Source organism: Streptomyces sp. NPDC111744 (assembly GCF_055634995.1).
The window spans coordinates 18,618-42,403 of record NZ_JBVKCG010000005.1 but is presented as its reverse complement, the minus strand read 5'-3'; the positions used below and the strand labels follow the sequence as shown (position 1 = coordinate 42,403).

18 protein-coding genes are annotated in these 23,786 nt (G+C 71.0%); 7 read left to right on the top strand and 11 right to left on the bottom strand.

The window, feature by feature from the left end; all coding sequences use genetic code 11:
- Positions 1 to 41 precede the first annotated feature (41 nt).
- Positions 42 to 1,457 (bottom strand): MGH1-like glycoside hydrolase domain-containing protein, encoded by a 1,416-nt coding sequence (locus ACZ7OO_RS12900; protein ID WP_471504320.1) that lies wholly within the window; start codon positions 1,455 to 1,457, stop codon positions 42 to 44.
- 119 nt (positions 1,458 to 1,576) lie between these two features.
- Between ACZ7OO_RS12900 and ACZ7OO_RS12895 the strand changes: the two genes are divergently transcribed.
- A complete protein-coding gene (locus tag ACZ7OO_RS12895) occupies positions 1,577 to 2,800 on the top strand; it encodes an ROK family transcriptional regulator (protein WP_471504318.1) in 1,224 nt (407 codons plus the stop codon).
- A 461-nt stretch (positions 2,801 to 3,261) separates the two neighbouring features.
- Entirely contained in the window at positions 3,262 to 5,982 is a 2,721-nt protein-coding gene (gene ppdK / locus ACZ7OO_RS12890) for a pyruvate, phosphate dikinase (protein ID WP_471504317.1), read from the top strand.
- A gap of 557 nt (positions 5,983 to 6,539) precedes the next feature.
- Here the strand turns inward: ppdK and ACZ7OO_RS12885 are convergent.
- Positions 6,540 to 7,250 (bottom strand): rhomboid family intramembrane serine protease, encoded by a 711-nt coding sequence (locus ACZ7OO_RS12885; RefSeq protein WP_471504315.1) that lies wholly within the window; start codon positions 7,248 to 7,250, stop codon positions 6,540 to 6,542.
- Positions 7,251 to 7,514: 264 nt separating this feature from the next.
- Between ACZ7OO_RS12885 and ACZ7OO_RS12880 the strand changes: the two genes are divergently transcribed.
- Both ACZ7OO_RS12880 and ACZ7OO_RS12875 read left to right on the top strand, forming a co-directional pair.
- A complete protein-coding gene (locus ACZ7OO_RS12880; RefSeq protein ID WP_471504314.1) occupies positions 7,515 to 8,678 on the top strand; it encodes an alpha-hydroxy-acid oxidizing protein in 1,164 nt (387 codons plus the stop codon).
- Positions 8,679 to 9,137: 459 nt separating this feature from the next.
- On the top strand, positions 9,138 to 9,761 hold the full coding sequence (locus tag ACZ7OO_RS12875) for a YciI family protein (RefSeq protein WP_471504312.1): 624 nt from the start codon (positions 9,138 to 9,140) through the stop codon (positions 9,759 to 9,761).
- A 57-nt stretch (positions 9,762 to 9,818) separates the two neighbouring features.
- Here ACZ7OO_RS12875 and ACZ7OO_RS12870 read toward each other — a convergent pair whose 3' ends face one another.
- The gene (locus ACZ7OO_RS12870; protein WP_471504310.1) at positions 9,819 to 10,751 is read right to left on the bottom strand and encodes an aminoglycoside phosphotransferase family protein; all 933 of its coding nucleotides are present in this window, start codon (positions 10,749 to 10,751) and stop codon (positions 9,819 to 9,821) included.
- A gap of 124 nt (positions 10,752 to 10,875) precedes the next feature.
- Between ACZ7OO_RS12870 and ACZ7OO_RS12865 the strand changes: the two genes are divergently transcribed.
- Positions 10,876 to 11,814, top strand: coding sequence for an oxidoreductase (locus ACZ7OO_RS12865; protein WP_471504308.1), 939 nt, complete (start codon positions 10,876 to 10,878; stop codon positions 11,812 to 11,814).
- Positions 11,815 to 11,911: 97 nt separating this feature from the next.
- On the opposite strand, the gene ACZ7OO_RS12860 is transcribed toward ACZ7OO_RS12865, so the two are convergent.
- The 8 genes from ACZ7OO_RS12860 to ACZ7OO_RS12825 all read right to left on the bottom strand — a co-directional run bounded on the left by ACZ7OO_RS12860 (position 11,912) and on the right by ACZ7OO_RS12825 (position 21,495).
- The gene (locus ACZ7OO_RS12860; RefSeq protein ID WP_471504307.1) at positions 11,912 to 12,697 is read right to left on the bottom strand and encodes an SDR family NAD(P)-dependent oxidoreductase; all 786 of its coding nucleotides are present in this window, start codon (positions 12,695 to 12,697) and stop codon (positions 11,912 to 11,914) included.
- A 101-nt stretch (positions 12,698 to 12,798) separates the two neighbouring features.
- On the bottom strand, positions 12,799 to 13,383 hold the full coding sequence (locus tag ACZ7OO_RS12855; protein ID WP_471504305.1) for a TetR/AcrR family transcriptional regulator: 585 nt from the start codon (positions 13,381 to 13,383) through the stop codon (positions 12,799 to 12,801).
- A gap of 29 nt (positions 13,384 to 13,412) precedes the next feature.
- On the bottom strand, positions 13,413 to 13,796 hold the full coding sequence (nirD, locus tag ACZ7OO_RS12850) for a nitrite reductase small subunit NirD (RefSeq protein ID WP_471504303.1): 384 nt from the start codon (positions 13,794 to 13,796) through the stop codon (positions 13,413 to 13,415).
- Positions 13,793 to 16,402, bottom strand: coding sequence for a nitrite reductase large subunit NirB (gene nirB, locus ACZ7OO_RS12845; protein ID WP_471504302.1), 2,610 nt, complete (start codon positions 16,400 to 16,402; stop codon positions 13,793 to 13,795). The genes nirD and nirB overlap by 4 nt, the downstream gene beginning before the upstream one ends.
- Positions 16,403 to 16,804: 402 nt before the next feature.
- On the bottom strand, positions 16,805 to 17,428 hold the full coding sequence (locus tag ACZ7OO_RS12840; protein WP_471504301.1) for a class F sortase: 624 nt from the start codon (positions 17,426 to 17,428) through the stop codon (positions 16,805 to 16,807).
- Between the two features lie 223 nt (positions 17,429 to 17,651).
- Complete coding sequence (locus ACZ7OO_RS12835) at positions 17,652 to 18,173, bottom strand: hypothetical protein (RefSeq protein ID WP_352218787.1); 522 nt, start codon at positions 18,171 to 18,173, stop codon at positions 17,652 to 17,654.
- A 740-nt stretch (positions 18,174 to 18,913) separates the two neighbouring features.
- Positions 18,914 to 19,588, bottom strand: a complete 675-nt coding sequence (locus ACZ7OO_RS12830; RefSeq protein WP_471504299.1) for a YceI family protein — start codon at positions 19,586 to 19,588, stop codon at positions 18,914 to 18,916.
- A gap of 263 nt (positions 19,589 to 19,851) precedes the next feature.
- On the bottom strand, positions 19,852 to 21,495 hold the full coding sequence (locus tag ACZ7OO_RS12825; RefSeq protein WP_471504298.1) for a M4 family metallopeptidase: 1,644 nt from the start codon (positions 21,493 to 21,495) through the stop codon (positions 19,852 to 19,854).
- Positions 21,496 to 21,632: 137 nt separating this feature from the next.
- Here ACZ7OO_RS12825 and ACZ7OO_RS12820 point away from each other — a divergent pair, with 137 nt between their 5' ends.
- Together ACZ7OO_RS12820 and ACZ7OO_RS12815 are read left to right on the top strand one after the other, a co-directional pair.
- Complete coding sequence (locus ACZ7OO_RS12820) at positions 21,633 to 22,073, top strand: gamma-glutamylcyclotransferase family protein (protein WP_471504296.1); 441 nt, start codon at positions 21,633 to 21,635, stop codon at positions 22,071 to 22,073.
- 259 nt (positions 22,074 to 22,332) lie between these two features.
- On the top strand, positions 22,333 to 23,724 hold the full coding sequence (locus ACZ7OO_RS12815) for an AMP-binding protein (protein ID WP_471504295.1): 1,392 nt from the start codon (positions 22,333 to 22,335) through the stop codon (positions 23,722 to 23,724).
- The last annotated feature ends 62 nt before the right edge of the window (positions 23,725 to 23,786 follow it).

Below are 23,786 nucleotides of genomic sequence, written 5' to 3'. Positions count from 1 at the left end.
CAGGTCGAACGTGCGGTGTCTGTGGAAGACACTCCGTTTTGTCAGCTCTTGTCTGCTTCTTGACGTTTTTGGCGTTCGTCGTGCGGTGCGTGCAGCCGGTGGTGCAGATCGAGCGCGAGCGCCGCCGTCCAGCTGAACCCGGTCGCGCCGCACGCCTCACCCGTGTACGGGTCGACGTACTCGGCGAACCCTGTCGCCTCGGCCGTCCGTACGACCGCCTCGCCCAGCGCGTCCGCCCGCTCCCGTTCGCCGTGCTCGCGCAGCCCCCGCTCCAGCAACCAGCCGGTGTTGGCCCAGGCCGGGCCGCGCCAGTACCGGTGCGGGTCGAAGGCCTCGCCGAGCAGGTCGTAGCTGGGGACCAGATGCGTGCCGGTGCCGAAGTGCGGGCCGCTCAGCGTCCGGACCAGCGCGGCGGCGATCTCGCGCGGCAACTCCGGGAGGATCAGCGGGATCAGACCCGAGACCCCGCGTTCGGCAATCAGTCCGCCGCCCCGCAGGTCCCGGCAGAGGAAGATCTCCCGCTCCGGATCCCACAGCCGGTCCACCAGCGCCGCCGTCAGCCGCTCCGCGCGCGCGTGCCGTGCCGTACCCGTGGCCCCCAGCTCCTGGGCGATCCGTGCGAGGGCGTGCTCGGAGGCGATGAGCAGCGCGTTGAACGCCGGGTCCTCGACGGCGAACTCCCGCTGCCGGTCGGTGTATTCGGCGTCCCGGTAGTCCGCCGCCAGCCGCACGTACCGCCCGTAGTCCAGATCCGTCGGCCGGTCCTCGGCGGCCCCGTGGTCCAGGTCGGCCCGTTGGAAGGAGCGCGCCGGAGCGGGCGCGACACGGGCCAGCGGGGCGTCCCAGCAGGGGCTGTTGTCCATACCCTGTTCCCAGGGGTGCACGACGGACGCGAGACCGCCGCCGCCGAGGTCCCGCCGGTGCAGCAGATAACGGTGCCAGGCGGCGAGCCGTGGGTGGACGGTGGCCAGGAAGCCGCGCGCCCGCGACAGGCCCGGGTCGGCCAGATGCACCAGCCAGGCCGCCAGCGCGTGCACCGGTGGCTGCACGATCCCGGAGGTCTGTACGGTGCGCGGGGCGCCCGCGGCGCGCCCCGCGGTCGAGGAGCGCCAGAAGTCGGGGCTCGGGAAGTACGCGTCGAGGGGCACGGAGGGGTTGAACACGATGTGCGGGATCCGCCCGTCGGCCCACTGGGCGGCCAGCAGCGTCTCCAGCTCCGTCTGGGCGCGCAGCGGCGAAAGATGCCTCAGGCCGATCGCGATGAACGCCGAGTCCCACGACCACTGGTGCGGATACAGGCTCCTCGACGGCACGGTCGAACTGCCGGTCCAGTTGTCGGCGAGCACGCCTGCGGCCCTGACGTGCAGGGATCCTGGGCCGGTGGTGCGGGTGGACGGTGGATCGTATGCGATCTCGCGATCGAGCGCAGGGGCTGTGAGCTGGGCAGTGCGATCCACTCGGGGCTCCCCGAAGACGTCCGGCCGGCCGGGTTCGGCTGTGGCTACCGTAGGGTTACGTCTATTTAACACGCAAAACTCAATATGTAATGCAAGCTTGAGAAACACAAGGGGTGCGCATGACCGGACGTCCCGGCAGAACCGGCAAGGGCGGCGGGCAGGCGAGCTCGGGCGAACTGCTGGAGCTGGTGCGCAGCGGACGGGCCGTGACCCGGGGCGCCCTCCAGCAGGTCACCGGACTCTCCCGTGCGACCGTCGGCCTGCGCCTGGACCGCCTGTTCCGCGCGGGCTGGCTGCGCGAGGGCGCGGGTGGCCCGGTCGACTCCCCGCTGGGCGGCCGTCCCTCCATCACCCTCGAATTCGACGACTCGCACGCGGTGGTCCTCGCCGCCGACCTGGAGACCCGTCATGCCCGGGCCGCCGTCCTCTCTCTGGCCGGCGAGATCCTGGCCGAACACTCCGGCACGCTGGCCGTCCACGACGGTCCGGACGCCGTACTCACCGAACTCGGCCGCTGGTTCGCCGAGCTGCTGGAGAAGGCCGGCCACCGGGCGACGGAGGTGTGCGGGATCGGCCTCGCGGTACCGGGCCCCGTCGACACCGAGACCGGCCGGGTCGTCCAGCCGCCGATCATGCCCGGCTGGGACGGCTACGACATACGCGGCCGCATGGCGAGGGCGTTCACCGAACACACGGGCGCACCGCCGAGGGTCCCGGTCCTGGTGGACAACGACGCGAACCTGATGGCGTACGGCGAGCAACGCACGGGGTACCCCGGCTGCTCGGCGTTCGTGCTGGTCAAGGTCTCGACGGGGATCGGCGCCGGGGTCGTGGTCGACGGCTCGATCTACCGGGGCGTCGACGGCGGCGCAGGGGACATCGGGCATATCCGGGTGGGCGCGGAGGCGCAGTGCCGCTGCGGTTCGTACGGCTGCCTCGCCGCCGTCGCGAGCGGCGGCGCCGTGGCCCGGCGGCTGGCGGAGGCCGGGGTTCCGGCGGCCTCCGGCTCAGATGTGCGCGATCTGCTCGCCTCGGGCCATCCGGAGGCGGCGGCACTGGCCCGGGAGGCCGGTCGCCTGGTCGGGGACGTACTGGCGACGGTCGTGACCCTGTTGAACCCGGGCGTGCTGATGATCGCGGGGGATCTGGCGGGCACGTCGTTCCTCACCGGCGTGCGGGAGCTGCTGTACCAGCGGGCACTGCCCCGCTCCACCGCCCACCTGGACGTCGTGACCTCGCGGCTGGGGGACCGGGCGGGAGTGATCGGTGCCGGGGCGCTGGTCGTGGAGCATCTGTACGCGCCGGAGCGGGTGGAGGAGCGGTTGCTGGCGCTGGGGATGTGAGGCGGCTGCCGGTCGCTGCGGCAGCGGCTGCGGCTGAGGTGACGCGGTTGTTTCCGTCCCCTTTCCGCGTCCGTTCCATGTCCGCATGGTGAAATCCCGGCGTCTGTGGCAGCGTGATTCTCGCCACCCTTGATAAGGGTTGTGCTCAGATGAGCGGATCATGAGCGACTGCACTTCTCCAAGGGGTGGCACTGGGTGCCACCCCTTGATCGTTCATCGATCGAAATCGGACGTGCAGTCACTCCGCTCATCTGAGCGAAATAGTGCGACAGTGAGCGGCCTTGCGTTCAAGAAATGAAAACATAGCCCGGTCTCTGCTTGCCAAGCTTTGACTTTCGATCCGGTGGCGGACGATCGGTTACGGGCGCATGACACGCAAGCAGACGTACCCAGAGGCCTTCGATCTGGGTATGTTCCTCAACGTCAGGGCAGCCGTCGCGTCCTTCAGGGAGTCGAGACCCGTGTCGGAAAACAAAGAACCCCACGGAGTGAAGTTCGTTTACGACTTCACCGAGGGAAACAAGGACCTCAAGGACCTCCTGGGCGGCAAGGGCGCGAACCTCGCCGAGATGACCAACCTCGGGCTCCCCGTTCCCCCGGGCTTCACGATCACGACGGAAGCCTGCAAGGTCTACCTCGACAGTGGCGAGGAGCCGGTGGCACTGCGTGACGAGGTGAGTGCGCACCTCGACGCGCTGGAGCAGCGGATGGGCAAGAAGCTCGGCCAGGCCGACAACCCCCTCCTGGTCTCGGTCCGTTCCGGCGCGAAGTTCTCCATGCCGGGCATGATGGACACGGTCCTGAACATCGGCCTCTCCGACAAGTCGGTCCAGGGCCTGGCCAAGCAGGCCGGCGACGACCGCTTCGCCTGGGACTCCTACCGCCGCCTCATCCAGATGTTCGGCAAGACCGTCCTCGGCGTCGACGGCGACCTCTTCGAGGAGGCCCTCGACGCGGCGAAGGACGCCAAGAAGGTCACCGTCGACACGGAACTGGAGGCGGCCGACCTCAAGAAGCTGGTCACCAAGTTCAAGAAGATCGTCAAGGCGGAGGCCGGCCGGGACTTCCCGCAGGACCCGCGCGAGCAGATGGACCTCGCGATCCGCGCGGTCTTCGACTCCTGGAACACCGACCGCGCCAAGCTCTACCGCCGTCAGGAGCGCATCCCCGGCGACCTCGGCACCGCCGTCAACGTCTGCTCGATGGTCTTCGGCAACCTCGGCCCCGACTCCGGCACGGGCGTCGCCTTCACCCGCGACCCCGCCTCGGGCCACCAGGGTGTCTACGGCGACTACCTCCAGAACGCCCAGGGCGAGGACGTGGTCGCGGGCATCCGCAACACGGTCCCCCTGGCCGAGCTGGAGAACATCGACAAGAAGTCGTACGACCAGCTGATGCAGATCATGGAGACCCTGGAGAACCACTACAAGGATCTCTGCGACATCGAGTTCACCATCGAGCGCGGTCAGCTGTGGATGCTCCAGACGCGCGTCGGCAAGCGCACCGCGGGCGCCGCCTTCCGTATCGCGACCCAGCTGGTCGACCAGGGCCTGATCGACGAGACGGAGGCCCTGCAGCGCGTCACCGGCGCCCAGCTGGCCCAGCTGATGTTCCCCCGCTTCGACGAGCAGGCGAAGGCCCGGCAGGTCGGCCGGGGCATCGCGGCGTCGCCGGGCGCGGCGGTCGGCAAGGCGGTCTTCGACTCGTACACCGCGGTCAAGTGGTCCCGCTCCGGCGAGAAGGTCATCCTGGTCCGCCGCGAGACCAACCCCGACGACCTCGACGGCATGATCGCGGCGGAGGGCATCCTGACCTCCCGGGGCGGCAAGACCTCCCACGCGGCCGTGGTCGCCCGAGGCATGGGCAAGACCTGCGTGTGCGGCGCGGAGGAGCTGGAGGTCGACACCAAGCGCCGGCGGATGACGGTCCCCGGCGGCCAGGTGGTCGAGGAGGGCGACGTCATCTCCATCGACGGTTCCTCGGGCAAGGTCTACCTGGGCGAGGTCCCGGTCGTGCCCTCCCCGGTCGTCGAGTACTTCGAAGGCCGGATGCACGCGGGCGCCCAGGACGCCGGCGAACTCGTCGAGGCGGTCCACCGCATCATGGCCTTCGCGGACCGCAAGCGCCGGCTGCGCGTCCGGGCCAACGCCGACAACGCGGAAGACGCTCTGCGGGCCCGCCGCTTCGGCGCCCAGGGCATCGGCCTGTGCCGCACCGAGCACATGTTCCTCGGCGACCGCCGTGAGCTGGTGGAACGCCTGATCCTGGCGGACACGGAGGCCGAGCGCGAGGAGGCCCTCGGGGCCCTGCTCCCCCTCCAGAAGAAGGACTTCGTCGAACTCTTCTCCGCCATGGACGGCCTCCCGGTGACGGTCCGCCTTCTCGACCCGCCGCTGCACGAGTTCCTCCCGGACATCACGGAACTCTCGGTCCGGGTGGCCCTCGCCGAATCCCGCCAGGAGCCCCACGAGAACGAACTCCGCCTCCTCCAGGCGGTCCACCGCCTGCACGAGCAGAACCCCATGCTGGGTCTGCGGGGCGTACGCCTGGGCCTGGTGATCCCCGGCCTGTTCACCATGCAGGTCCGGGCGATCGCCGAGGCCGCGGCCGAACGCAAGAACGCCAAGGGCGACCCGCGCGCGGAGATCATGATCCCGCTGGTGGGCACGGTCCAGGAGCTGGAGATCGTCCGCGAGGAGGCCGACCAGGTCATCGCGGAGGTGGAGGCGGCGACGGGCACCAGCCTCAAACTGTCGATCGGCACGATGATCGAACTCCCGCGCGCCGCCCTGACGGCGGGCCAGATCGCGGAGGCCGCGGAGTTCTTCTCCTTCGGCACCAACGACCTGACGCAGACCGTCTGGGGCTTCAGCCGGGACGACGTGGAGGCGAGCTTCTTCACGGCCTACCTGGAGAAGGGCATCTTCGGCGTCTCCCCCTTCGAGACGATCGACAGGGACGGCGTCGGCTCCCTGGTGGCAGCGGCGGCACAGGCCGGCCGTGCCACCCGCCCGGACCTGAAACTGGGCGTCTGCGGCGAGCACGGGGGCGACCCGGAGTCCGTCCACTTCTTCCACGAGGTGGGCCTGGACTACGTCTCCTGCTCCCCGTTCCGTATCCCGGTGGCCCGCCTCGAGGCAGGCCGGGCGGCGACCCAGTCGGCGGGCAGCGACCACCGCTGAGGCCGTCACAGGCCTCCCGTGAACCCCGGGTCCGCCGTCCGTCCCCGACCCTCAAGACCGATGGACGACGGCCCCGGCACGCAAGAGAGGGGCGGCATCCAGTGCGGGGGTGCCGCCCCTTGGTGCATGATCTGCGGTGCCTCTCAAGGCACGTCGCTGACCAGGCAAAACGGCGTCTGCTGGCGTTGGTTGCCGTTGAACTCGCCTGAAGCCGTCGTGCCCTGGTCGTGCCCTCGTCGTGCCCTCAGGGCACGGCTGGGGCCTGCGTGCTGTTGGCCACCGGCGCGGCGCGGCGCCGGGCGCGGGCCGCGGCAGCCCCGGTGAGGATCAGCAATTGACACCGCGACCGCTCGCGCCCCCCGCACCGGCCGTGGTTCGCGCCCGGCCTCGCGGGGGTCCGACCGGATTCGACCGGCCGAGCCGGGCCGTGGCGGCGTGCTCCGGGTGTCTCGTCAACCTGCCGGAACGGCTCGCGCACCCATGGACCGGGCAGGCGAGTTGGCCATCACCTGGACTCCGCTTTGCCTGGCGCCCCCGCTTGTTTCCAGGCTGACGTCTCAGAGCAGGCCGAGGTCGCCGAGTTCCTTGTAGAGGTCGGAGCGCGGCTGCGAGGCATCGCCGGTCACCGCTCGCGGGGCTCCCCCGCCGGTGCCGGCCCGCGGGCGCCGGTCCCGGAAGAGCCAGGCGCCCACCAGGCCTCCGAGCAGCCCGCCGAGGTGTCCGAGCCAGCTCACTCCCGGCGTGCCGGGCACGGCCACGGTAAGGAGGTAGGCGAAGGAGGCGCCCATGACGACGCCGATCAGCGTGTCGATCAGGTGCCGGTCGAAGAGCCCCCGTACGACGACGTAACCGAAGTACCCGAAGATCAGACCGCTGGCGCCGACCGTCGCCACATCGCCTTTCTCGAAGAACCACACCACGACGCCGCTGCTCAGCGCGATCAGCAGGGTAAGCCCGAGGAACCGCAGCACCCCGCGGTAGGCGGCGAGGAAACCGAAGACGAACAGTGGGCCTGAGTTGCTCTCGATGTGTGCCCAACTCCAGTGCAGCAGCGGCGCGACCAGCATGTCGGGCAGCGTGCCGACGTCGCCGGAGACCACGGCGTGGTCCCGGGAAAGGGTGTAGTGGTCGGCGTAGTTGGCGAGTTGCACCAGCCAGACGACGGCGAGCAGCGCGAACATCACGAAGAACGCCTTCCGCGCCTCCGCGATCATCTCATCGGGACTGACCGGCACCCCGCCGACCCGCTCCTTCTTCGGCGCACCCATGGCAGGCTCCCCCTCGAACGACGTCCACGTCCCCACCACGCCGCACTCTACGACAGCAGAGTTCGGTCCAGGAGGCGCGCGGGCGCAGTTGCAGGGCGTTGATCAGCGCCAGCTCGTCCTCGCTCAGGAAAGAGGGGACAGCATCCTGCGTCACGACCCCTCTTGCGCCAGAATCCTGCGTTTGAGGGCTTTGCCGCGTCACTCTCTCATTGTGGACCCGAGCGCCCGCACCCGGCGGGCGGGGGCGTGAAGGAGGTCTGGATCATGGCTTTCGCCGACTACCAGAACGAGATCTACCTCGACGGGCTGCGCGGGGTGATGCCGCGGTTCCCGATGACGTACGACGATCTGGAACCGTTGGCCCTGGCCGCGATGCCCGCCTCCCTGCGGTCGTATGTCGCGGGCGGCGCGGGCGACGAGCGGACCCAGCGGGCCAACGTCAGCGCGTTCGAGAGGTGGGGGCTGGTGCCGCGGATGATGGTGGGGGCCCGCGAGCGGGATCTGTCCGTCGAGCTGTTCGGGATGCGGCTGGCCGCGCCGCTGTTCATGGCACCGGTCGGGGTGATCGGGCTGTGCGCGCAGGACGGACACGGCGATCTCGCCGTCGCGCGCGCCGCCGCCCGTACCGGCGTACCGATGGTCGCCTCCACGCTGACCGTCGATCCGCTGGAGCAGGTCGCCGCCGAGTTCGGCGACACCCCGGGTTTCTTCCAGCTCTACACCCCCACCGACCGGGAGCTGGCCGAGAGCCTGGTGCACCGGGCCGAGAAGGCCGGGTTCAAGGGGATCGTGGTCACCCTGGACACCTGGATCACCGGTTGGCGGCCACGAGACCTGAGCACCAGCAACTTCCCGCAGCTGCGCGGTAACTGCCTGGCCAACTACACCAGCGACCCCGTCTTCCGCTCCCTGCTCGGCGGGCGGAGTCCCGAGGACGACCCGCAGGGCACGGTCGCCCTGTGGGCGGGCATCTTCGGCAACCCGCTCACCTGGGACGACCTGCCCTGGCTGCGGTCGATCACCGATCTGCCGCTGATCCTCAAGGGCGTCTGCCACCCCGAGGACGTCCGCCGGGCCAGGGACGGCGGCGTGGACGGTATCTACTGCTCCAACCACGGCGGCCGCCAGGCCAACGGCGGTCTGCCCGCCCTCGACGCGCTGCCCGGCGTGGTCGAGGCCGCCGACGGCCTGCCCGTCCTGTTCGACTCCGGGGTGCGGACGGGAGCCGACGTCATCAAGGCCGTGTCCCTGGGCGCGACCGCCGTCGGCGTCGGCCGTCCTTGTGCATACGGTCTCGCGTACGGAGGTGAAGCCGGCCTCGTCCATGTGCTGCGGGCCCTGCTCGCCGAGGCCGACCTGATCATGGCCGTCGACGGATACCCGACGCTCGCCGATCTCACACCCGAGGCCCTGCGCCGCGTCGCCTGACCTGCTGACCTTTCGACCTTGGCTTGGGGGATCCGGTTCGTCGCCGCCGACCGGTCCGACCATTCGTATACGCCGAGGGCATCCTGTGGATCGAGGCCCGGGCGGCGAAGAACCGGATCCTCGGCAACTCCGGGCCCGTCGGGGCGTCGGGCGGCTCGGCGATGTCACCTTCGGGGGCGCGCAGGCCACCGTCAAGTCGACGAGACCGGGGACCGGCGTCTCACCCTCCAGGCCGGCGACATCTCGGTCGGGCGCCTGGGCGGCCCCGCGGAGATCAGCACCCAAGAAGGGTCACATCACCGTCGCCGAGGCCGTGCGCGCGCCGTCACCCTGTCCACGCAGCACGGTGACATCTCGGTCGGCGCCGCCCGGGGGATCTCCGCCTCCCTGGACGCCGGCACCACCTGGGAAGGGAATTGTGTTGAGAGGCCGGCTCGCGTTGCGGAAGGGTGCCGTGCCATGGAGTTCTTCTGTTACCACCGTGACCGGGCCGGTTCGCCGGCGTTGCGCCAGGAGCTGGTGGAGGAGCACTGGTCCTACATGGACCGGTACGAGGCGGAGCTGATCGCCCGCGGACCGGCCTTCGGCGCCGACGGTGAGACGCCCACCGGCAGTGTGCACATCGTCGAACTGCCCGACCCGGCCGCTGCCCGCGCGTTCGCCTTCGACGAGCCCAACTACCAGGCCGGCGTGTACCGGGACGTGCTGCTGCGCCGGTGGCGGAACCTGCTGGGCCGCACCATGTGGGAGTTCCCCGGCGGCCGGGCCGGCGGCAACCGGTACCTGGTGCTCGGTCTGGGGCCGGTGCGGGCCGACCCCGGCGGCGACCCCGGCCTGCCGTCCGGCACCGGCACCGGCCCCGGCCTGCCGACCGGCATCGGCCCCGGCCCTGGCCTGCCGACCGGCATCGGCCGCGACGAGCTGATCGCCTTCGGCCCGCTGCTGTCCGACGACGCCACCAGCTGGCTGGGCACGGCGGCACTGGTCCGGGCCCCGGACCCGGACCGGGCACGGACCGTGCTGGCCCCGCACCGGTACGCGGAGACAGAGGTGCACGACTGGGAGTTCGGCGGACGACGGTGACGAGCGAGCCGAGCCGAGCCGGGGCGAACCGAACCGAACCGAGACGCCCCCCTGTCCCTAAACGGCCAGCAACTCCGCCAGGCCGTCGACGAATTGTGTGAGGCGGTCCAGTCGGGCACCGTCGCGCGCGATACGGAAGCCGTGCCGGCGGCCCCAGAACGCCGCCTGTACGGCGTGGAACTGCGCCCAGCGCCGAACGCGTTCGCGGTCGAGTTCCGCCGCCTCGGCGAAGATGTCGAGGAGGCGGTGGACCGTCTTCGGCAGATCGTTCGCCCGCATGAGGGACAGGCCGCGGGACTTGAGCAGCGTGCCGCCGTCGTACGCCGGGTCTCCCACACAGCCCTTCGGGTCGACCGCCAGCCACGGTTCCCGGTCCGCCCGCAGGATGTTTCTCGCGTGCAGGTCGCCGTGGACGAGGGTGTCCGGCTGGTCGTGGCCCAGTTCGCGCGCCGTGGCGACGGCCGCGTCCACCACGCGGGGCGGCAGCGCGTGCGTCAGCTCCGCCGCGTCCCTGCGCAACTCCGTCTCCCAGGTGCCGGCGTGGTCCCTCAGCCGGGGCAGCCCCGCCGGCGCCGGGACGGCCAGGCGGCGGCTCAGGCGGCCGGCGACGGTCACCACCGTCTCGTCGTCGGACTGGAGCGCTGCCAGCGTCGACATGTGGGCCCGCTCCAGGAGGAGGGCGAAACGGGCGTCGTCCCGCCGATGCAGGAGGACCGCTCCCCGGCCCTCCCACGCCTCGAACGCGTCCGGCTCGTGGACGTTGCCGGGGTGCGGGAAGGACACCTTCAGGACGAGCCGCCCGCCGGTGGGCCGCTGCCGTACCGGGACGACCACTGCCACGCCCCCGTGCGTCACCTCGCCGTCGGGTACGCAGTCCCAACGCTCCAGCAGTTCCTCGACGAGCGCGGGGAGCCCGGCGATCCAGGACGCCCCGCGGTCACCCTCGCGGTCGATCGTGCCGCGCGCCAGCGCCTGCGGAATGCCGATCATTCCGGCACTCTACCCGCGCGTCGCCGAGCGGTTCGTACGGCCTCCGGCCGCGTCCGGTGTCCTGCCGTGCCCCGCCCTCGTAGGCTGGCCGCGACACAGACCCCCACCTGTGGAGGGCGCCCTTATGCGCAGCAGCGGCTGGAGCAGCGGTGACGTCCCGGATCTCACCGGCCGCGTCGCCGTCGTCACCGGGGCCAACAGCGGGCTCGGGTACGTCACCGCGCGCGAGCTGGCCCGCAAGGGTGCCCGGGTCGTGCTCGCCTGCCGGAGCGAGGCGCGGGGACACGAGGCCGGGGACCGGATGGCCGCCGAAGTGCCCGACGCTCACATCGAGTTCGGACGGCTCGACCTCGCGGACCTGACCTCGGTAAGGGAGTTCGCCGACTCGTTCCCGTACGGCCGGCTCGATCTCCTCGTCAACAACGCCGGGGTGATGGCGCCGCCGTACGGGACCACCGCGGACGGGTTCGAGACGCAGTTCGGGGTCAACCATCTCGGGCACTTCGCCCTCACCAGGCTGCTCATGCCCGTTCTGCTGGGCACGCCCGCCGCCCGTGTCGTCACCGTCTCCAGCATTATGCACGTCCTCGCCAACATCGACCTGGACGACCTCAACAGTGCTCGCCGTTACCGGCGTTGGGTCGCCTACGGCCGGTCCAAGACCGCCAATCTGCTCTTCGTCCACGAGCTGGCCCGGCGCGTCGACGCCCACGGCGGCGACCTCGTCGCGGCCGCCGCCCACCCCGGGTACGCGTCCACCAACCTGCAGACCGCCGGGCCCCGTGCCGAAGGACGGCGCGGGGCCGAGCGGGTGGCGGCGGCCGCGAACGTCGTCTTCGCGCAGTCCGCCGAGGCCGGGGCGCTGCCCACGCTGTACGCGGCCACCGCCCGCGGCGTACGGCCCGACTCCTTCACCGGGCCCTCGATCGCGATGTGGCGCGGCGCCCCGGCCCCCTCCTGGCGGGCACCCTGGACCCTCAACGACACCATGGCGCAACGCCTCTGGGACGCGTCGCAGCGGCTCACCGGGGTCTCTTACGAGGACGTCCTGAAGGAGATCTGAGGAGATCTGAGGAGCGCCGAGGGGCGCCCCGAGGAACGCTCGGGATCCTGCCTGCGCAGCCCCGAGGAACGCCAGGAGCGCTGAGGAGCCCTGAAGGCTAAAGCGAGCCGCCGCTGTCCACCACCAGGTCGGTGCCGACCACCGACGCCGCGTCGTCCGAGGCCAGATACAGCACGGCCGCCGCGATCTCCTGCGTGGAGGAGACACGGGCCAGGGGGAGGGTGGCCCTCGCCCGTACCGCGCGGTCCTGGTCCGTCTCGCCCGGGCGCAGTGACATCGGTGTGGCCGTCGCTCCCGGGCTCACGACGTTGATCCGGACCCCGTCGCGGATGTGGTCCAGTGCCGCACCCCGGCTCAGCGCCGTCACCGCGGCCTTCGTCGCCGAGTACGCGGCGGCCCCGGGGGAGGTGGCATGGACGCCGAACGTCGAGGAGACGTTCACGATCGCGCCGCCCGCCGGCTGGGTGCGCATCCGGCGGATCTCCGCCTGCAGCGCCAGGTGTACGCCGGTGACGTTGACCGCCAGCTGCTCGTGCCAGTCGGCCTCCGGGAGGTCGGCCAGCGGCGCCCCGCCCCGGAAGATCCCCGCGTTGTTCACCGCCACGTCCAGCGAGCCGAAGTGCTCCACGGCAGCCGCCACCAGTGCCTCCGCGCCGCCCGCCCGGGAGACGTCGGCCGTCACCGCGAGCGCGTCGCCGCCCCGCTCCTCGATCAGCGCGACCGTCTCCTTCAGGGGCTGCTCACGGCGGCCCGCCACGACGACGCGCGCGCCCTCGGCGGCGAACGCCAGGGCGATGGCCCGCCCGATGCCGCTGCCGGCGCCGGTGACCAGGGCCGTACGACCCGTGAAACGACCCCTGGCAGCAGAGCCGGTAGCAGCCATGAGATATCTCCCCTTTTCTAGAACGATCGGTTCATTATCAAGGTGTGGAGAACCGCCCCGGCGTAGCAGCGCAGGGGCGTCGGTCAGCCGTTCGTCAGTCGTCAGTCCAGCAGTCGCAGTACCTGCTCCGCCGCGTCCCGGACCCGGGCCGGGTCCGTCGACGCCTTTCCCACCACCCGCAGGCCCTGGAGCAGCACCAGCAGGGTGCGGGCGAGGGCCAGCGGATCGCGGTCGGCGGGCAGTTCGTCCTGGGCCTGGGCCCGGGCCAGGGCCATGTGCAGGCCCGTTTCGACGCGGTCCCAGTCGTGTTCGACACTGCGCGCGGCGGCGAGGTCGTGCGGAGCGAGTTCGGCCGCCGTGTTGGTGACCAGGCAGCCGCGCAGGCGCAGGTCGTCGGCCGCGGACTCGTCGGCGTACTGCCGTATCAGCGCGCGTACGGCCGGCAGGGCCGGGCCCGGGCGGGACAGGTTCCGCAGTAGGGGCGGGAGGCGGTCCTGCTGGTAGCGCTCCAGCGCCTTCAGGTACAGGTCGTGCTTGCTGCCGAAGGTCGCGTAGAGGCTGGCCCGCCCGATGCCCAGGTGCTCGACCAGGTCGGCCATGGACGTCGCCTCGTAGCCGCGCCGCCAGAACAGCTCAAGGGCGGACAGCAGCGCGGCATCGGGGTCGAACTCCTTGGTCCTGGCCATGCGCCAGAGCCTAGGTTCATCCGGAACGATCAGTCAAGTATCGACGGTTCCTGTACGGCAGGTACGGCCGCCCGTACCGCGTAGGCCCTCACCCGCACCCTCTCGTCGTCCAGGCACTGGCCGGTCACCAGGTCGAAGCGCTGCTTCAGCAGGGGCGAGGCGACGAACGGGCGGCCCCGGTGGGTGCCGGTCAGGCCGCGGGAGAGGACCGCCGCGCCGCCGAAGGGGTCGCGGTTGTCGATCGCGTACAGACGGTCCACGCGGTCGCGGAAGACGGCGACCTGCCGGCCGTCCGGCAGCAGCGCGGCCACCCCCCGGCCGGGGGTCAGCCGGCTCAGGTCGCAGATCGTGAACCAGCTGTCGTCCAGCCGGAGTTGGACCTTCAGATCGGTGGTCTCGGGTGCCAGGGTCATCGCTGGGCGCTTCCTTCCAGAACGTCTTCGGCGGGGCGCATGCCGATCGACAGCAGCGGCAGGTCGGGCTTCATCTGGTCGCGTTCCGGCACGAAGCCGACGACCGGGTCGGGGGTGTCGGGGGCGTTGACGAAGGACACGAACCGGGCGAGCTTGTCGGGGTCGTTGACGGTCGACGCCCACTCGTCGGCGTAGTTGGCCACGTGCGCCGCCATCAGGGACTCCAGCTCCTCACAGATGCCCAGGGAGTCCTCGACGACCACCTCACGGACGTGATCCAGGCCGCCCGGGATCCGCTCCAGCCAGGTCGACGTGCGCTCCAGGCGGTCCGCCGTACGGATGTAGAACATCAGGAAGCGGTCGATCAGGCGGACCAGTTCGGCGTCGGTCAGGTCCTGGGCGAGCAGATCCGCGTGGCGCGGAGTGGCGCCGCCGTTGCCGCCGACGTAGAGGTTCCAGCCGTTGGAGGTGGCGATGACACCGAAGTCCTTCGACTGGGCCTCCGCACACTCCCGGGCACACCCGGAGACCGCCGACTTGAGCTTGTGGGGCGAACGCAGGCCCCGGTAGCGCAGCTCCAGGTCGATCGCCATCCGGACCGAGTCCTGGACGCCGTAACGGCACCAGGTCTGGCCGACGCAGGACTTCACCGTGCGCAGCGCCTTGCCGTACGCGTGCCCCGACTCGAATCCCGCGTCGACCAACCGTGTCCAGATCAGCGGGAGCTGCTCCACCCGCGCGCCGAACATGTCGATGCGCTGGCCGCCGGTGATCTTCGTGTAGAGACCGAAGTCACGGGCGATCTCACCGATCACGATCAGGCCCTCGGGGGTGATCTCACCGCCGGGGATGCGCGGTACGACCGAATACGAGCCGTTCTTCTGAAGGTTGGCCAGGAAGTGGTCGTTGCTGTCCTGGAGTGCCGCCTGTTCGCCGTCCAGGACATAGCCGCTCGCGCCGATCGTCGGAGCGAGGGAGGCGATGACCGACGCCACCGCCGGCTTGCAGACCTCGCAGCCGTCGCCGCCCCGGGCGGCCTCCCGGCCGTAACGGTCGAGCAGCTCCCCGTAGGTGTTGATGCGCAGGGCGAGGACGATCTCGTACAGCTCCTCGCGGGTCTGCGCGAAGCAGCCGCACAGGCCCTTGTCGACCTCGACGCCGGACGCCTCCAGCTCGGCCGTGACCAGCTGGCCGAGGACCTTGACGCAACTTCCGCACCCGGTACCGGCCTTGGTGCACTTCTTCACCTCCGGCACGGTGGTGCAGGAGTGCTCGGTCACCGCGTCGCGGACCGTGCCCTTGCTGACGTTGTGGCAGGAACAGATGACCGCGTCGTCGGGGAGCGCGGACGGGCCGAGCTGAGCGCCGCCGCTCGCACCGGCCGGCAGGACCAGGGACTCCGGGGAGAGGGGCGGGACCGAGCCGGTGAGGGCGCGCAGCGTGCCGTACGCGTCCGCGTCGCCGACCAGGATGCCGCCGAGCAGCGTGCCGTCCCGGCCGATGACCAGCTTCTTGTACAGGCCCGAGCGGGAGTCGGAGTAGACGACGTCCAGGCAGTCCTCGCTCGTGCCGTGCGCGTCGCCGAAGGACGCCACGTCCACGCCGAGCAGCTTGAGCTTGGTGGACAAGTCCGCGCCGGTGAAGGCGGATTCGTCGCCGGCGATGGTGGCCGCGGCCGTCGCCGCCTGCTCGTACCCCGGAGCCACCAGGCCGTACACCCGGCCGTCCGCCGCCAGCGCGCACTCGCCGATCGCGAACACCCGGGGGTCGTCCACGGTACGGCACTGCTCGTCGACGGCGATGCCTCCGCGTTCCCCCACGGACAGACCGCAGTCCCGGGCGAGTTGGTCCCTCGGCCGTACCCCGGCGCTGAACACCACCATGTCGGTGGCGAGTTCGGACCCGTCGGACAGTTTCATGCCGACGACGGCGCCCGCCTCGTCCGTCACGATCTCCTGGGTGCCCACGCCCGTGTGCACGCTCAGGCCCATCTCCTCGATGGTGCGCAGCAGGGCCACACCACCGCCCGCGTCCACCTGCACCGGCATCAGCCGGGGTGCGAACTCCACGATGTGGGCGGTGAGTCCGAGCCCCTTGAGCGCGCCCGCCGCCTCAAGTCCGAGCAGACCGCCGCCGACCACGGCACCCACGGTCGCCCTCGACTTCGCGTACTCCTCGATCGCCAGCAGGTCCTCGATCGTGCGGTAGACGAAACAGCCTTCGGCGTCCTTGTTGGGGACCGGCGGCACGAACGGGTACGAGCCGGTGGCCAGCACGAGCGTGTCGTAACCGAAGACCCTGCCGGACCTGGCCGTCACCTTCCGCGCCGTGCGGTCAACCGTCTCCGCCGGGTCGCCGACGTACAGCTCGATGCCGTGGGCGTCGATGAACTCCATGTCCGTCATGGAGAGTTCCTCGGCGGACCTGCCCGCGAAGTACGAGGTGAGGGCGACCCGGTCGTACGCGGGACGCGGCTCCTCGCACAGCACGACCACGCGGTGCGTGGCGGTCAGGCCGCGCTCGGCCAGCGCTTCCAGGAAGCGCTGGCCGACCATCCCGTGGCCGACGAGCACGATCGTGGGGGTGGCCCCCAGGGCGGTGGTCATCAGGAGCCTCCATCGTCGGTGAACGTGCCCCGGGTGGCTCCGCCGACTGGTAGGACATCGGGGCCGGGGCGTGCCCCGACGCGGGCGCCGATCACCACCACACGCGTATTCGAGGTCATGCCCAGGAGCGTGCGCGGCGGAGGTTACCCGGCCGCATCCCCCCTGTTTCCCGCACGGAACGCTGCCCTCTTCGGAGGTGGGGGTGGGGTGTGAGGGGTCTGGGGACGAGACGGGCGGGGCTGTGAGGTGGGGAAACCCGGCGAGCGGGCGCCCGGCGTCGTCGGTCGGCGGGTGCCTGCCGCTCGCGCGGGGGGAGCGGTTGTGTACGGCGCTGGGCGGCCGTACGTCAGCGGCTGGTCCGAGACGGGGGCGCGCCGGCGCGGTTGTGCGGGCCGCCGTCGGTCAGCGGCTTCCGGTCAGGTGGGCGAAGACGACGACGTTCCCCTGGTAGCCGGTGGCCCGGGAGTAGCCGCCGCCGCAGGTGATGACTCTCAGCTCGGGGCGTTGCGCGGCTCCGTAGACCTTCTCGTCGGGGAAGTTCCGGGCCTGGTACACCTCCACCGCGTCGACCGTGAAGACGGCGACGGCCTTGTCCTGCCGGTCCACCTCGATGGTCGCGCCGCGCTTGAGGGCGCCGAGGTCGTAGAAGACGGCGGGACCCTCGGTGTTGTCCACATGGCCGGCGACGATCGCGGTGCCCGTCTCTCCGGGTGCGGTGCCCGACTCGTACCAGCCGGCGAGGTTCTTGTTGCCGGCGGGCGGGACGTCGAGGCTGCCGGAGGGGGTGAGGCCGAGGCCCATGAGGGGGGCGTTCACATGGATGGCGGGGATGCGGATGCGGGTGGGCGGGGATGGCGGCAGCGCCGGCGCTTCGAGGCGTTCCTCGCCGGGGTCGGGGCGGCCCTCGGCGGCGGACGGCTGGGGTGGCGTGGTGTGCGGGCCGGAGCCGGGGCCGAGGAGCCAGACGCCTGAGCCGAGGGCAAGGACGGTTACGGCGGCTATCGCGGTGTCCCCGATCTTGCGCATGAGAACCCCTTTTTCGGAGGTTAGAGCTTCTAACGCGAGGGGGAGGGGTTAGCGGGAGCGCCCCGGTGTAGCGGGGGCGCCGCCTCTGACAAAAGTGAGAGGCTTCCCGAAGGTGACAACCTCTAACGAACCTGACCCCCTACCCCCTCCGGGCCGCGAGGGGCGTCGGACCCGGAGGGGGTGGGATGTGCGGTACCGGCGGACGGACAGCGGAGGGTGTCCGTCAGATCCCGTCGCCTCTCGCCCGGCGATGCAGGAGCCAGGTACCGCCCGCGGCGGCGACGGCCAGAGCCGTCACACCCGCCGCGGTCTGCACGGGGTCGGTGCCCAGGGCGCCACCGACCCCCGTCTTCACACTGCCGTGGGGCTGCACCTGCCCACCGGCCGGTGTCAGTGCCACCGTCAGGTCACCGGTCACCTGCCGGTTTCCCTCGGCGCACTTCGCGACGATCTCGTAGGTCCCCGGCTGCGCGCTGGGCGGCACCTGGAACTGGCCGATCGCCTCGCCCTCATGGGCACTGGGCGCGAGCGTGAACGTCCCGGCGCCCACCGAACTGGCGTCGCCGAGCGCGGACGACTTCTCCCCGCAGGCAGCCGTGTTCACCGAGACCTGGGCGCCCGGCGCCGTGGTCGACGGGTAGACGTCCAGGCTGCCGGTACTGCCGCCGTACGCCGGCGCGGCGGCGAGACCGGCCGCGGCCACGGCGAGCGCGGCCCCGGTCAGCGGACGGACAGTGCGTCGCATGGTGCTCCCTCGTCGAACTCGTCCCACTCCCTTGCTCTACCGAGGAAAGAGCCAACGGGCCGGGCCCGCTCCCCGAGATTTCGTCGGGTGTGGGATGAACGGGTGTCATGGAGGGGGCTCGGGGTGCCGGTTGCGGGGGAGTTCCGGCAGGTCAAGGGGGTTGCGAAGGGTCCGGTATGAAAAACACACGAATGGTGGGTCCGGGACGGGTGAACGGGTGAGGGGGCCGTCGGGCCACCCTCGCTCAGAGCCGAGGAGCCCTCGGGCCGGGCAGCGCCTGCCCCTCGGCTACGTCCTCGCCGTCGCCTGCGATCACCAGAGCACCGCGCGTGCGGGCGGCGCAGGAAAAAAATTCGCGCCAGGACATCCAAGCGGTCATGCGGCACTGGACGCTCGAAGCCGTTCCCGACCCGGAGACGGAGGCGCTGCTTCAAGGCCTGGCGGCGGACGAGGCCGAGAGGCGGGGCGTCGCTTGACCTACCGCGTCACTTACGCCCCGCATGCCGACGACACCCTGGCCAAGATGCGCGATGCCCATGCGTTCAGGGAAGCGATGGCGGCGACCATCAGACGAGATCCGTACGGGCACGGATCGACCGGCGTGAGGGGCGACCGCCGCGAGGCAACGGTCCTCGGTGCCATCACGCGCTACTACGTCTCCGGATCCGTCCTGACCGTGACCGCGGGCAGGCTCGTTCCATCGCTTGAACGGCTCCTGGCCCTGATGGCACAGCTGCAGCTCAGCCCCCCTCCGGCGTCATCCGGATCGCCGCGATGTCGAACTGCAGCCGCACCGTCTCGCTCACCATCGCGCCGCCCTCCGCCAGCCGGCTGTTGTACGACAGGCCCCAGTCCATGCGGTTGATGGTGGTCGTGCCGTCGAAGCCCACCCGCTGGTAGCCGAAGGGGTCCGTGACGTTGCCTATGTAGGTGAGTTCAAGGTCGACCGGGCGGGTCGTGTTCTTGATGGTCAGGTCGCCGGTCATGACGTAGACGTCGGGGGATTTGAGGCGGACCGCCGTGCTGGCGAAGCGCATGCGTGGGTACGTCGCCGCGTCCAGGAAATCGCGGCCCACCAGGTGGGCGTCACGCTGCTCCACACCCGTGTCGACGCTGCCCGTGGACAGGATGAGCTCCGCCTGGGAGCGGGACGGGTCGCGGCCGTCGAAGTAGAGGCGGCTCTTGTACTCGGTGAAGGCCCCGCGGACCGTCGTCACCATCGCGTGCCGGACCGAGAAACCGATTCTGCTGTGGGCCGGGTCGATGATCCATTCGCCGGTGAGGGCGGCGAGGGCGGGGTCCAGCAGGACGGGGGCGGAGGTGCGGGAGGAGGCAGCCGGGGTGACCGTGGGGCGCGGAGGAGCCGTGGGGGCGGCTGCGCGGCGGGACGTGAGGGGACGGCTGAACAAGTTCATGATTTATCTAGTTAGTGCACAACAAGAATTGCCGCAAGTACCTGGCCGGTCAACGGAGTTCGATTGTTCAGGGAGTCGTCACCGAAGCTGCACAACCTCCCCATGGGGTCTCCCCAGAAGTGGTTCGAGCATTCCTTAATTCCGCGTTCTCCTTAATTCCGTATGTTCCTTGAATTGCGCTGTTCCCTTTTGTCCGGGCCGTATGTGACGGCCGCCCCGGTTCGTTCGCCGGGGCGGCCGCCGTCACCCGCCGGATCGACGGGTCAGTTCACGTTCACCGCGCTCCACGCCGCGGCCACCGCGTTGTACTCGGTGCTGCCCGCCCCGTACAGGTCCTTCGCCGCGTTCAGGGTCGCCGTCCGCGCGCCCGCGTAGTTCGTCGAGGACGTCATGTAGACCGTGAGGGCGCGGTACCAGATGGCCCCCAGCTTGTCTCTCCCGATCCCGGTCACTGTCGAGCCGTTGTACGTCGGCGAGTTGTAGCTCACGCCGTTGACGGTCTTCGCGCCGCTGCCCTCCGCGAGGAGATACGCGAAATGGTTCGCGACTCCGGAGGAGTAGTGGACGTCCAGATTTCCGACCGACGAGCTCCAGTAGTCCGCCGAACTGCCGTCCTTCGACGGCTGGTCCATGAAGCGCAGAGCCGCCTTGCCGAAGCCGGAGCGGACGATCTTCTCGCCGATCAGGTAGTCGCCCGGGTCGGACGAGTTGTTCGCGTACCACTCCACCAGTGTGCCGAGGATGTCGGAGGTCGCCTCGTTCAGGCCGCCGGACTCGCCCGAGTACGTCAGGGCCGCGGTCTTCGCGGTGACGCCGTGGGTCATCTCGTGGCCGGCCACGTCCAGCGCCACCAGCGGGCCGAGGGTGGTCCCGTCACCGTCGCCGTACGTCATGCAGAAGCAACTGTCGTCCCAGAAGGCGTTGTTGTAGTTGCTGCCGTAGTGGACACGGTTGTACGAGCCCTTGCCGTCGCCCGCGATGCCGTTGCGGCCGTGGACGTTCTTGTAGTAGTCCCAGGTCTCGTTGGTGCCGTACTGGGCGTCGACGGCCGCCGAGGAACGGTCCGAAGTCGTACCTGTGCCCCAGTGGTTGTCCGTGTCCGTGAACACCGTCGACGGCGCCCGGCTGATGCAGATGCCGAAGACGCAAAGGTCCGTCTTGTTGGCCGCGTCGCCCGTGTACGTGTTGCCGCGCGTCGGGTCCGTGAGGTTGTACGTCGATCCGGAGAGCGTCGTCTCCAGCGGAACCGTGCCGCTGTACAGCGACCTGCCGTCGCCCGTCGCCGTCTCGATGCTGTCCCAGGCGTCGATCTGGGCGCCGGTGCGGGCGTTGGTCAGCACCGTGCGGGCGACCGGGTTGCCGAGCGAGTCCTTGGCGACCGCGTTGGTGCGCCAGGCCAGCTTCGGGGTGCCGTGCAGGGCGTCGACGACCAGCTCCGGCCTGGCCTGCACCTGCTTCAGCGCATCGCCGAGGTTCGCCGCCCGCAGCGCGTTCACCGCGAGGTCGGCGGCCTTCGGGGCGGATATGTCCGGGACGATCGAGGCGAGGGATATCGCGCTCCGGGTAGCCCGGTCGGCGCTGCGGTAGGTGCCGTCCGGCTTGAGATGGACGACGAAGTCGCCGCCCAGTACCGGGAGTCGGCGGTAGGTGCGGTCGTAACGGACGTGCTGGGTGCCGTTCTTGTCGACGACCACGTCCCGGACCTTGGTGTTCTCGGTGGCGGTGAGTCCGAGGGTGCCGGCGTACCGGACGAGCGCCTGGGCCGCGTTCTCGATCGCGGTGGCCCGGGTCGGTCTGGCGTCGGCGTGGGCGGCGGGGGAGAGTGCGGCGGCCAGCAGGGTCGCGGTGGTGGCGGCGACGCCGGCCGTGGCGAGACGGGAAACTCGGGCGTTCCGTGTCCGGCTCATCGATCTCCTTGAGAAGCGCCTCTGAGGCGTGGGGTGGCGCTGATGACGACAATGATTTAAGAGGCCATGACAAGTCCATGTCCATAGCGCCTCCATGGAGATGTGTGTGGGGGTGGAGGGGGTGCAGAATCCTTCCTGTGACCGCCCGGAACCCCCACCACCTCCCGTTCTTCGTCTACGGCACGCTCCGCCCCGGCGAGATCAACCACGACCTGTTCCTGCGGGGGCGGACCGCGTCCGAGGAACCCGGGCGCCTCCTGGACGCGGTGCTCTACGACGGGCCCGGCTACCCCTACGCCGTCGAGGAGCCCGGCGGGGAACTGAGCGGCGAACTGGTCACCGCCCGCCCGGAGTCGTACGACCGACTCCTCGTGGAACTGGACGAGTTGGAGGAGTGCGTGCCGGGGGACCCGCGCAGTCTGTATGTGCGCGTGCAGCGGGACGTCGTACGACGGCGGGACGGGGCCGGCGTCCGGGCCTGGGTGTACCTCGCGGGGGACGTGGTGGCCGACGAACTGCGCGCGGCAGGCCGTCGTATCGAGGGCGGTGACTGGCGGGCCCGCGGGCTGCCCGGCTGACCGGCGCGGCGCAGGGCGTGACAGCAGTGGTGCCGGCGACCTCGTACGGCCCATGTGGCTTGTTCCGTGCCGGGGTTGGCCGGTCGGCCACCGTTGAGACTTCAAGGGGCCGGACTACAGTCGTGCACCTGTTCGCGAAGCTCCGCGCACCACCCCGCACGGCGTTCGACATTGCGCCAGACGGCCCGGTCCGGGCCCCGCCGCACCCGGACCCGGCCTCCCCCCACGTACACGCATGCAGCCAGGAGGTCTCCGAGCCATGCCTCTGCGTCACCTCACCCCCCGCGACCAGCACCTCTTCTGGCAGTACGGCCGCGGCCCCAGCGCACCCGTCCACGAACCGCTCGTCCACCGCGCGATCGAGCGGCATGCGATCGCCCACCCCCACGCCGTCGCCGCGGAACACCACGGCGCGACCCTCACCTACGGCGAACTCGACCGCTACGCCGGTGCCCTCGCCGCCCACCTGGTCCGCGAGGGCGTCCGGCCCGGCGACCATGTCGGCCTGTTCGCCCGGCGTTCCATACCGATGCTGGTCGGCCTGCTCGCCGTCCTCAAGGCGGGCGCCGCCTACGTCCCCCAGGACATCGGCCGCACGCCCCCGGACCGGCTCCGCCACGTCATCCGTACCGCCCGCACCCGGGTGGTCCTCATCCAGAAGGAACACGCCCCCCGCGTCCCCGTCCCCGGCGGCCACCGGCTGATCGCCCTCGACGACCCGGTGCCGTACCAGCGGGCCGCCCCGATCCTGCCTCCGCACCCCGACGACGGCTGCTGCGTACTCTTCACCGCAGGCGCCTCCGCCCGTCCCGAAGGCGTGAAGGTCACCCACCGCAACGTCACCAACCTGCTGCTCACCGAACCCGGCGGCCTCGGCATCCGCCCTGGCGACCGGGTGGCCCAACTCCTCGGTGTGGCCTCCGGCCTGGCCCTCTGGGAGATCCTCGGCTGCCTCACCCGCGGCGCCACCCTGGTCATCCGCGGAGCGGACATCACCGCCGCGGCCGCCTCCGCGACCGTCCTGATCGCCACCCCGGCCGTACTGTCGGGCATCGATCCCGGCGCCTGCCCGCGCCTCCGCACGGTCGCCGTCACAGGGGAGTCCGGGGAGCCCTGCCCGCGCCCGCTCGCCGACCGCTGGGCGCGGCAGAGCGCCTTCTTCGACTGCTGCGGTTCGACCGAGACGACCGTCGTCCACACCATGGGCCGCCACGACCCGGCCGCCGGGCGACCGGCCGTCGGCCGCCCCATCCCCAACACCACGGTGTACGTCCTCGACGCCGACCGCCGGCCGCTGCCCGTCGGCGAGAGCGGCGAGGTGTGGGCGGGCGGCGACTGCGTCCCGGCGGGGCACCTCGGCGACAACAAGCCGAGCGCCGGGCGTTACGCACCCGACCCTTTCCTCGGCGAGGGCCGCGCCATGGTCCGTACCGGCGCGCTCGGCCGCTGGACCCCCGACGGCGGTCTCGAACACCTCGGCCGCGCGGACGACGACCGGGTCAAGGCCCACGCGTTCAGCCCGCGCGCCGGCGCCGACCGGCCACACCACCCGGCGACGACGTCGGCCACGGCGACGGCTGCGGCTGCGACCTCGGCCACGGCTGCGGTCCCGGCTGCGACCGCGTACGCCGATACCGCCCGGCGCTCGTGACCGGGCGACGGGCCGCGCCGATTTGACCGGCCTGACCGATCTGACCGGCCTGACCAGTCCGA

Bases quoted from the DNA above. Each gene is read 5' to 3' on its own strand.
- ACZ7OO_RS12825 (WP_471504298.1), bottom strand. From the start codon at position 21,495: ATGAGCCGGACACGGAACGCCCGAGTTTCCCGTCTCGCCACGGCCGGC.
- nirD (WP_471504303.1), bottom strand. From the start codon at position 13,796: ATGACCCTGGCACCCGAGACCACCGATCTGAAGGTCCAACTCCGGCTG.
- ACZ7OO_RS12870 (WP_471504310.1), bottom strand. From the start codon at position 10,751: ATGATCGGCATTCCGCAGGCGCTGGCGCGCGGCACGATCGACCGCGAG.
- ACZ7OO_RS12875 (WP_471504312.1), top strand. From the start codon at position 9,138: ATGGAGTTCTTCTGTTACCACCGTGACCGGGCCGGTTCGCCGGCGTTG.
- ACZ7OO_RS12865 (WP_471504308.1), top strand. From the start codon at position 10,876: ATGCGCAGCAGCGGCTGGAGCAGCGGTGACGTCCCGGATCTCACCGGC.
- ACZ7OO_RS12840 (WP_471504301.1), bottom strand. From the start codon at position 17,428: ATGCGCAAGATCGGGGACACCGCGATAGCCGCCGTAACCGTCCTTGCC.
- ACZ7OO_RS12815 (WP_471504295.1), top strand. From the start codon at position 22,333: ATGCCTCTGCGTCACCTCACCCCCCGCGACCAGCACCTCTTCTGGCAG.
- ACZ7OO_RS12830 (WP_471504299.1), bottom strand. From the start codon at position 19,588: ATGAACTTGTTCAGCCGTCCCCTCACGTCCCGCCGCGCAGCCGCCCCC.
- ACZ7OO_RS12880 (WP_471504314.1), top strand. From the start codon at position 7,515: ATGGCTTTCGCCGACTACCAGAACGAGATCTACCTCGACGGGCTGCGC.
- nirB (WP_471504302.1), bottom strand. From the start codon at position 16,402: ATGACCACCGCCCTGGGGGCCACCCCCACGATCGTGCTCGTCGGCCAC.
- ACZ7OO_RS12885 (WP_471504315.1), bottom strand. From the start codon at position 7,250: ATGGGTGCGCCGAAGAAGGAGCGGGTCGGCGGGGTGCCGGTCAGTCCC.
- ACZ7OO_RS12860 (WP_471504307.1), bottom strand. From the start codon at position 12,697: ATGGCTGCTACCGGCTCTGCTGCCAGGGGTCGTTTCACGGGTCGTACG.
- ACZ7OO_RS12835 (WP_352218787.1), bottom strand. From the start codon at position 18,173: ATGCGACGCACTGTCCGTCCGCTGACCGGGGCCGCGCTCGCCGTGGCC.
- ACZ7OO_RS12895 (WP_471504318.1), top strand. From the start codon at position 1,577: ATGACCGGACGTCCCGGCAGAACCGGCAAGGGCGGCGGGCAGGCGAGC.
- ACZ7OO_RS12855 (WP_471504305.1), bottom strand. From the start codon at position 13,383: ATGGCCAGGACCAAGGAGTTCGACCCCGATGCCGCGCTGCTGTCCGCC.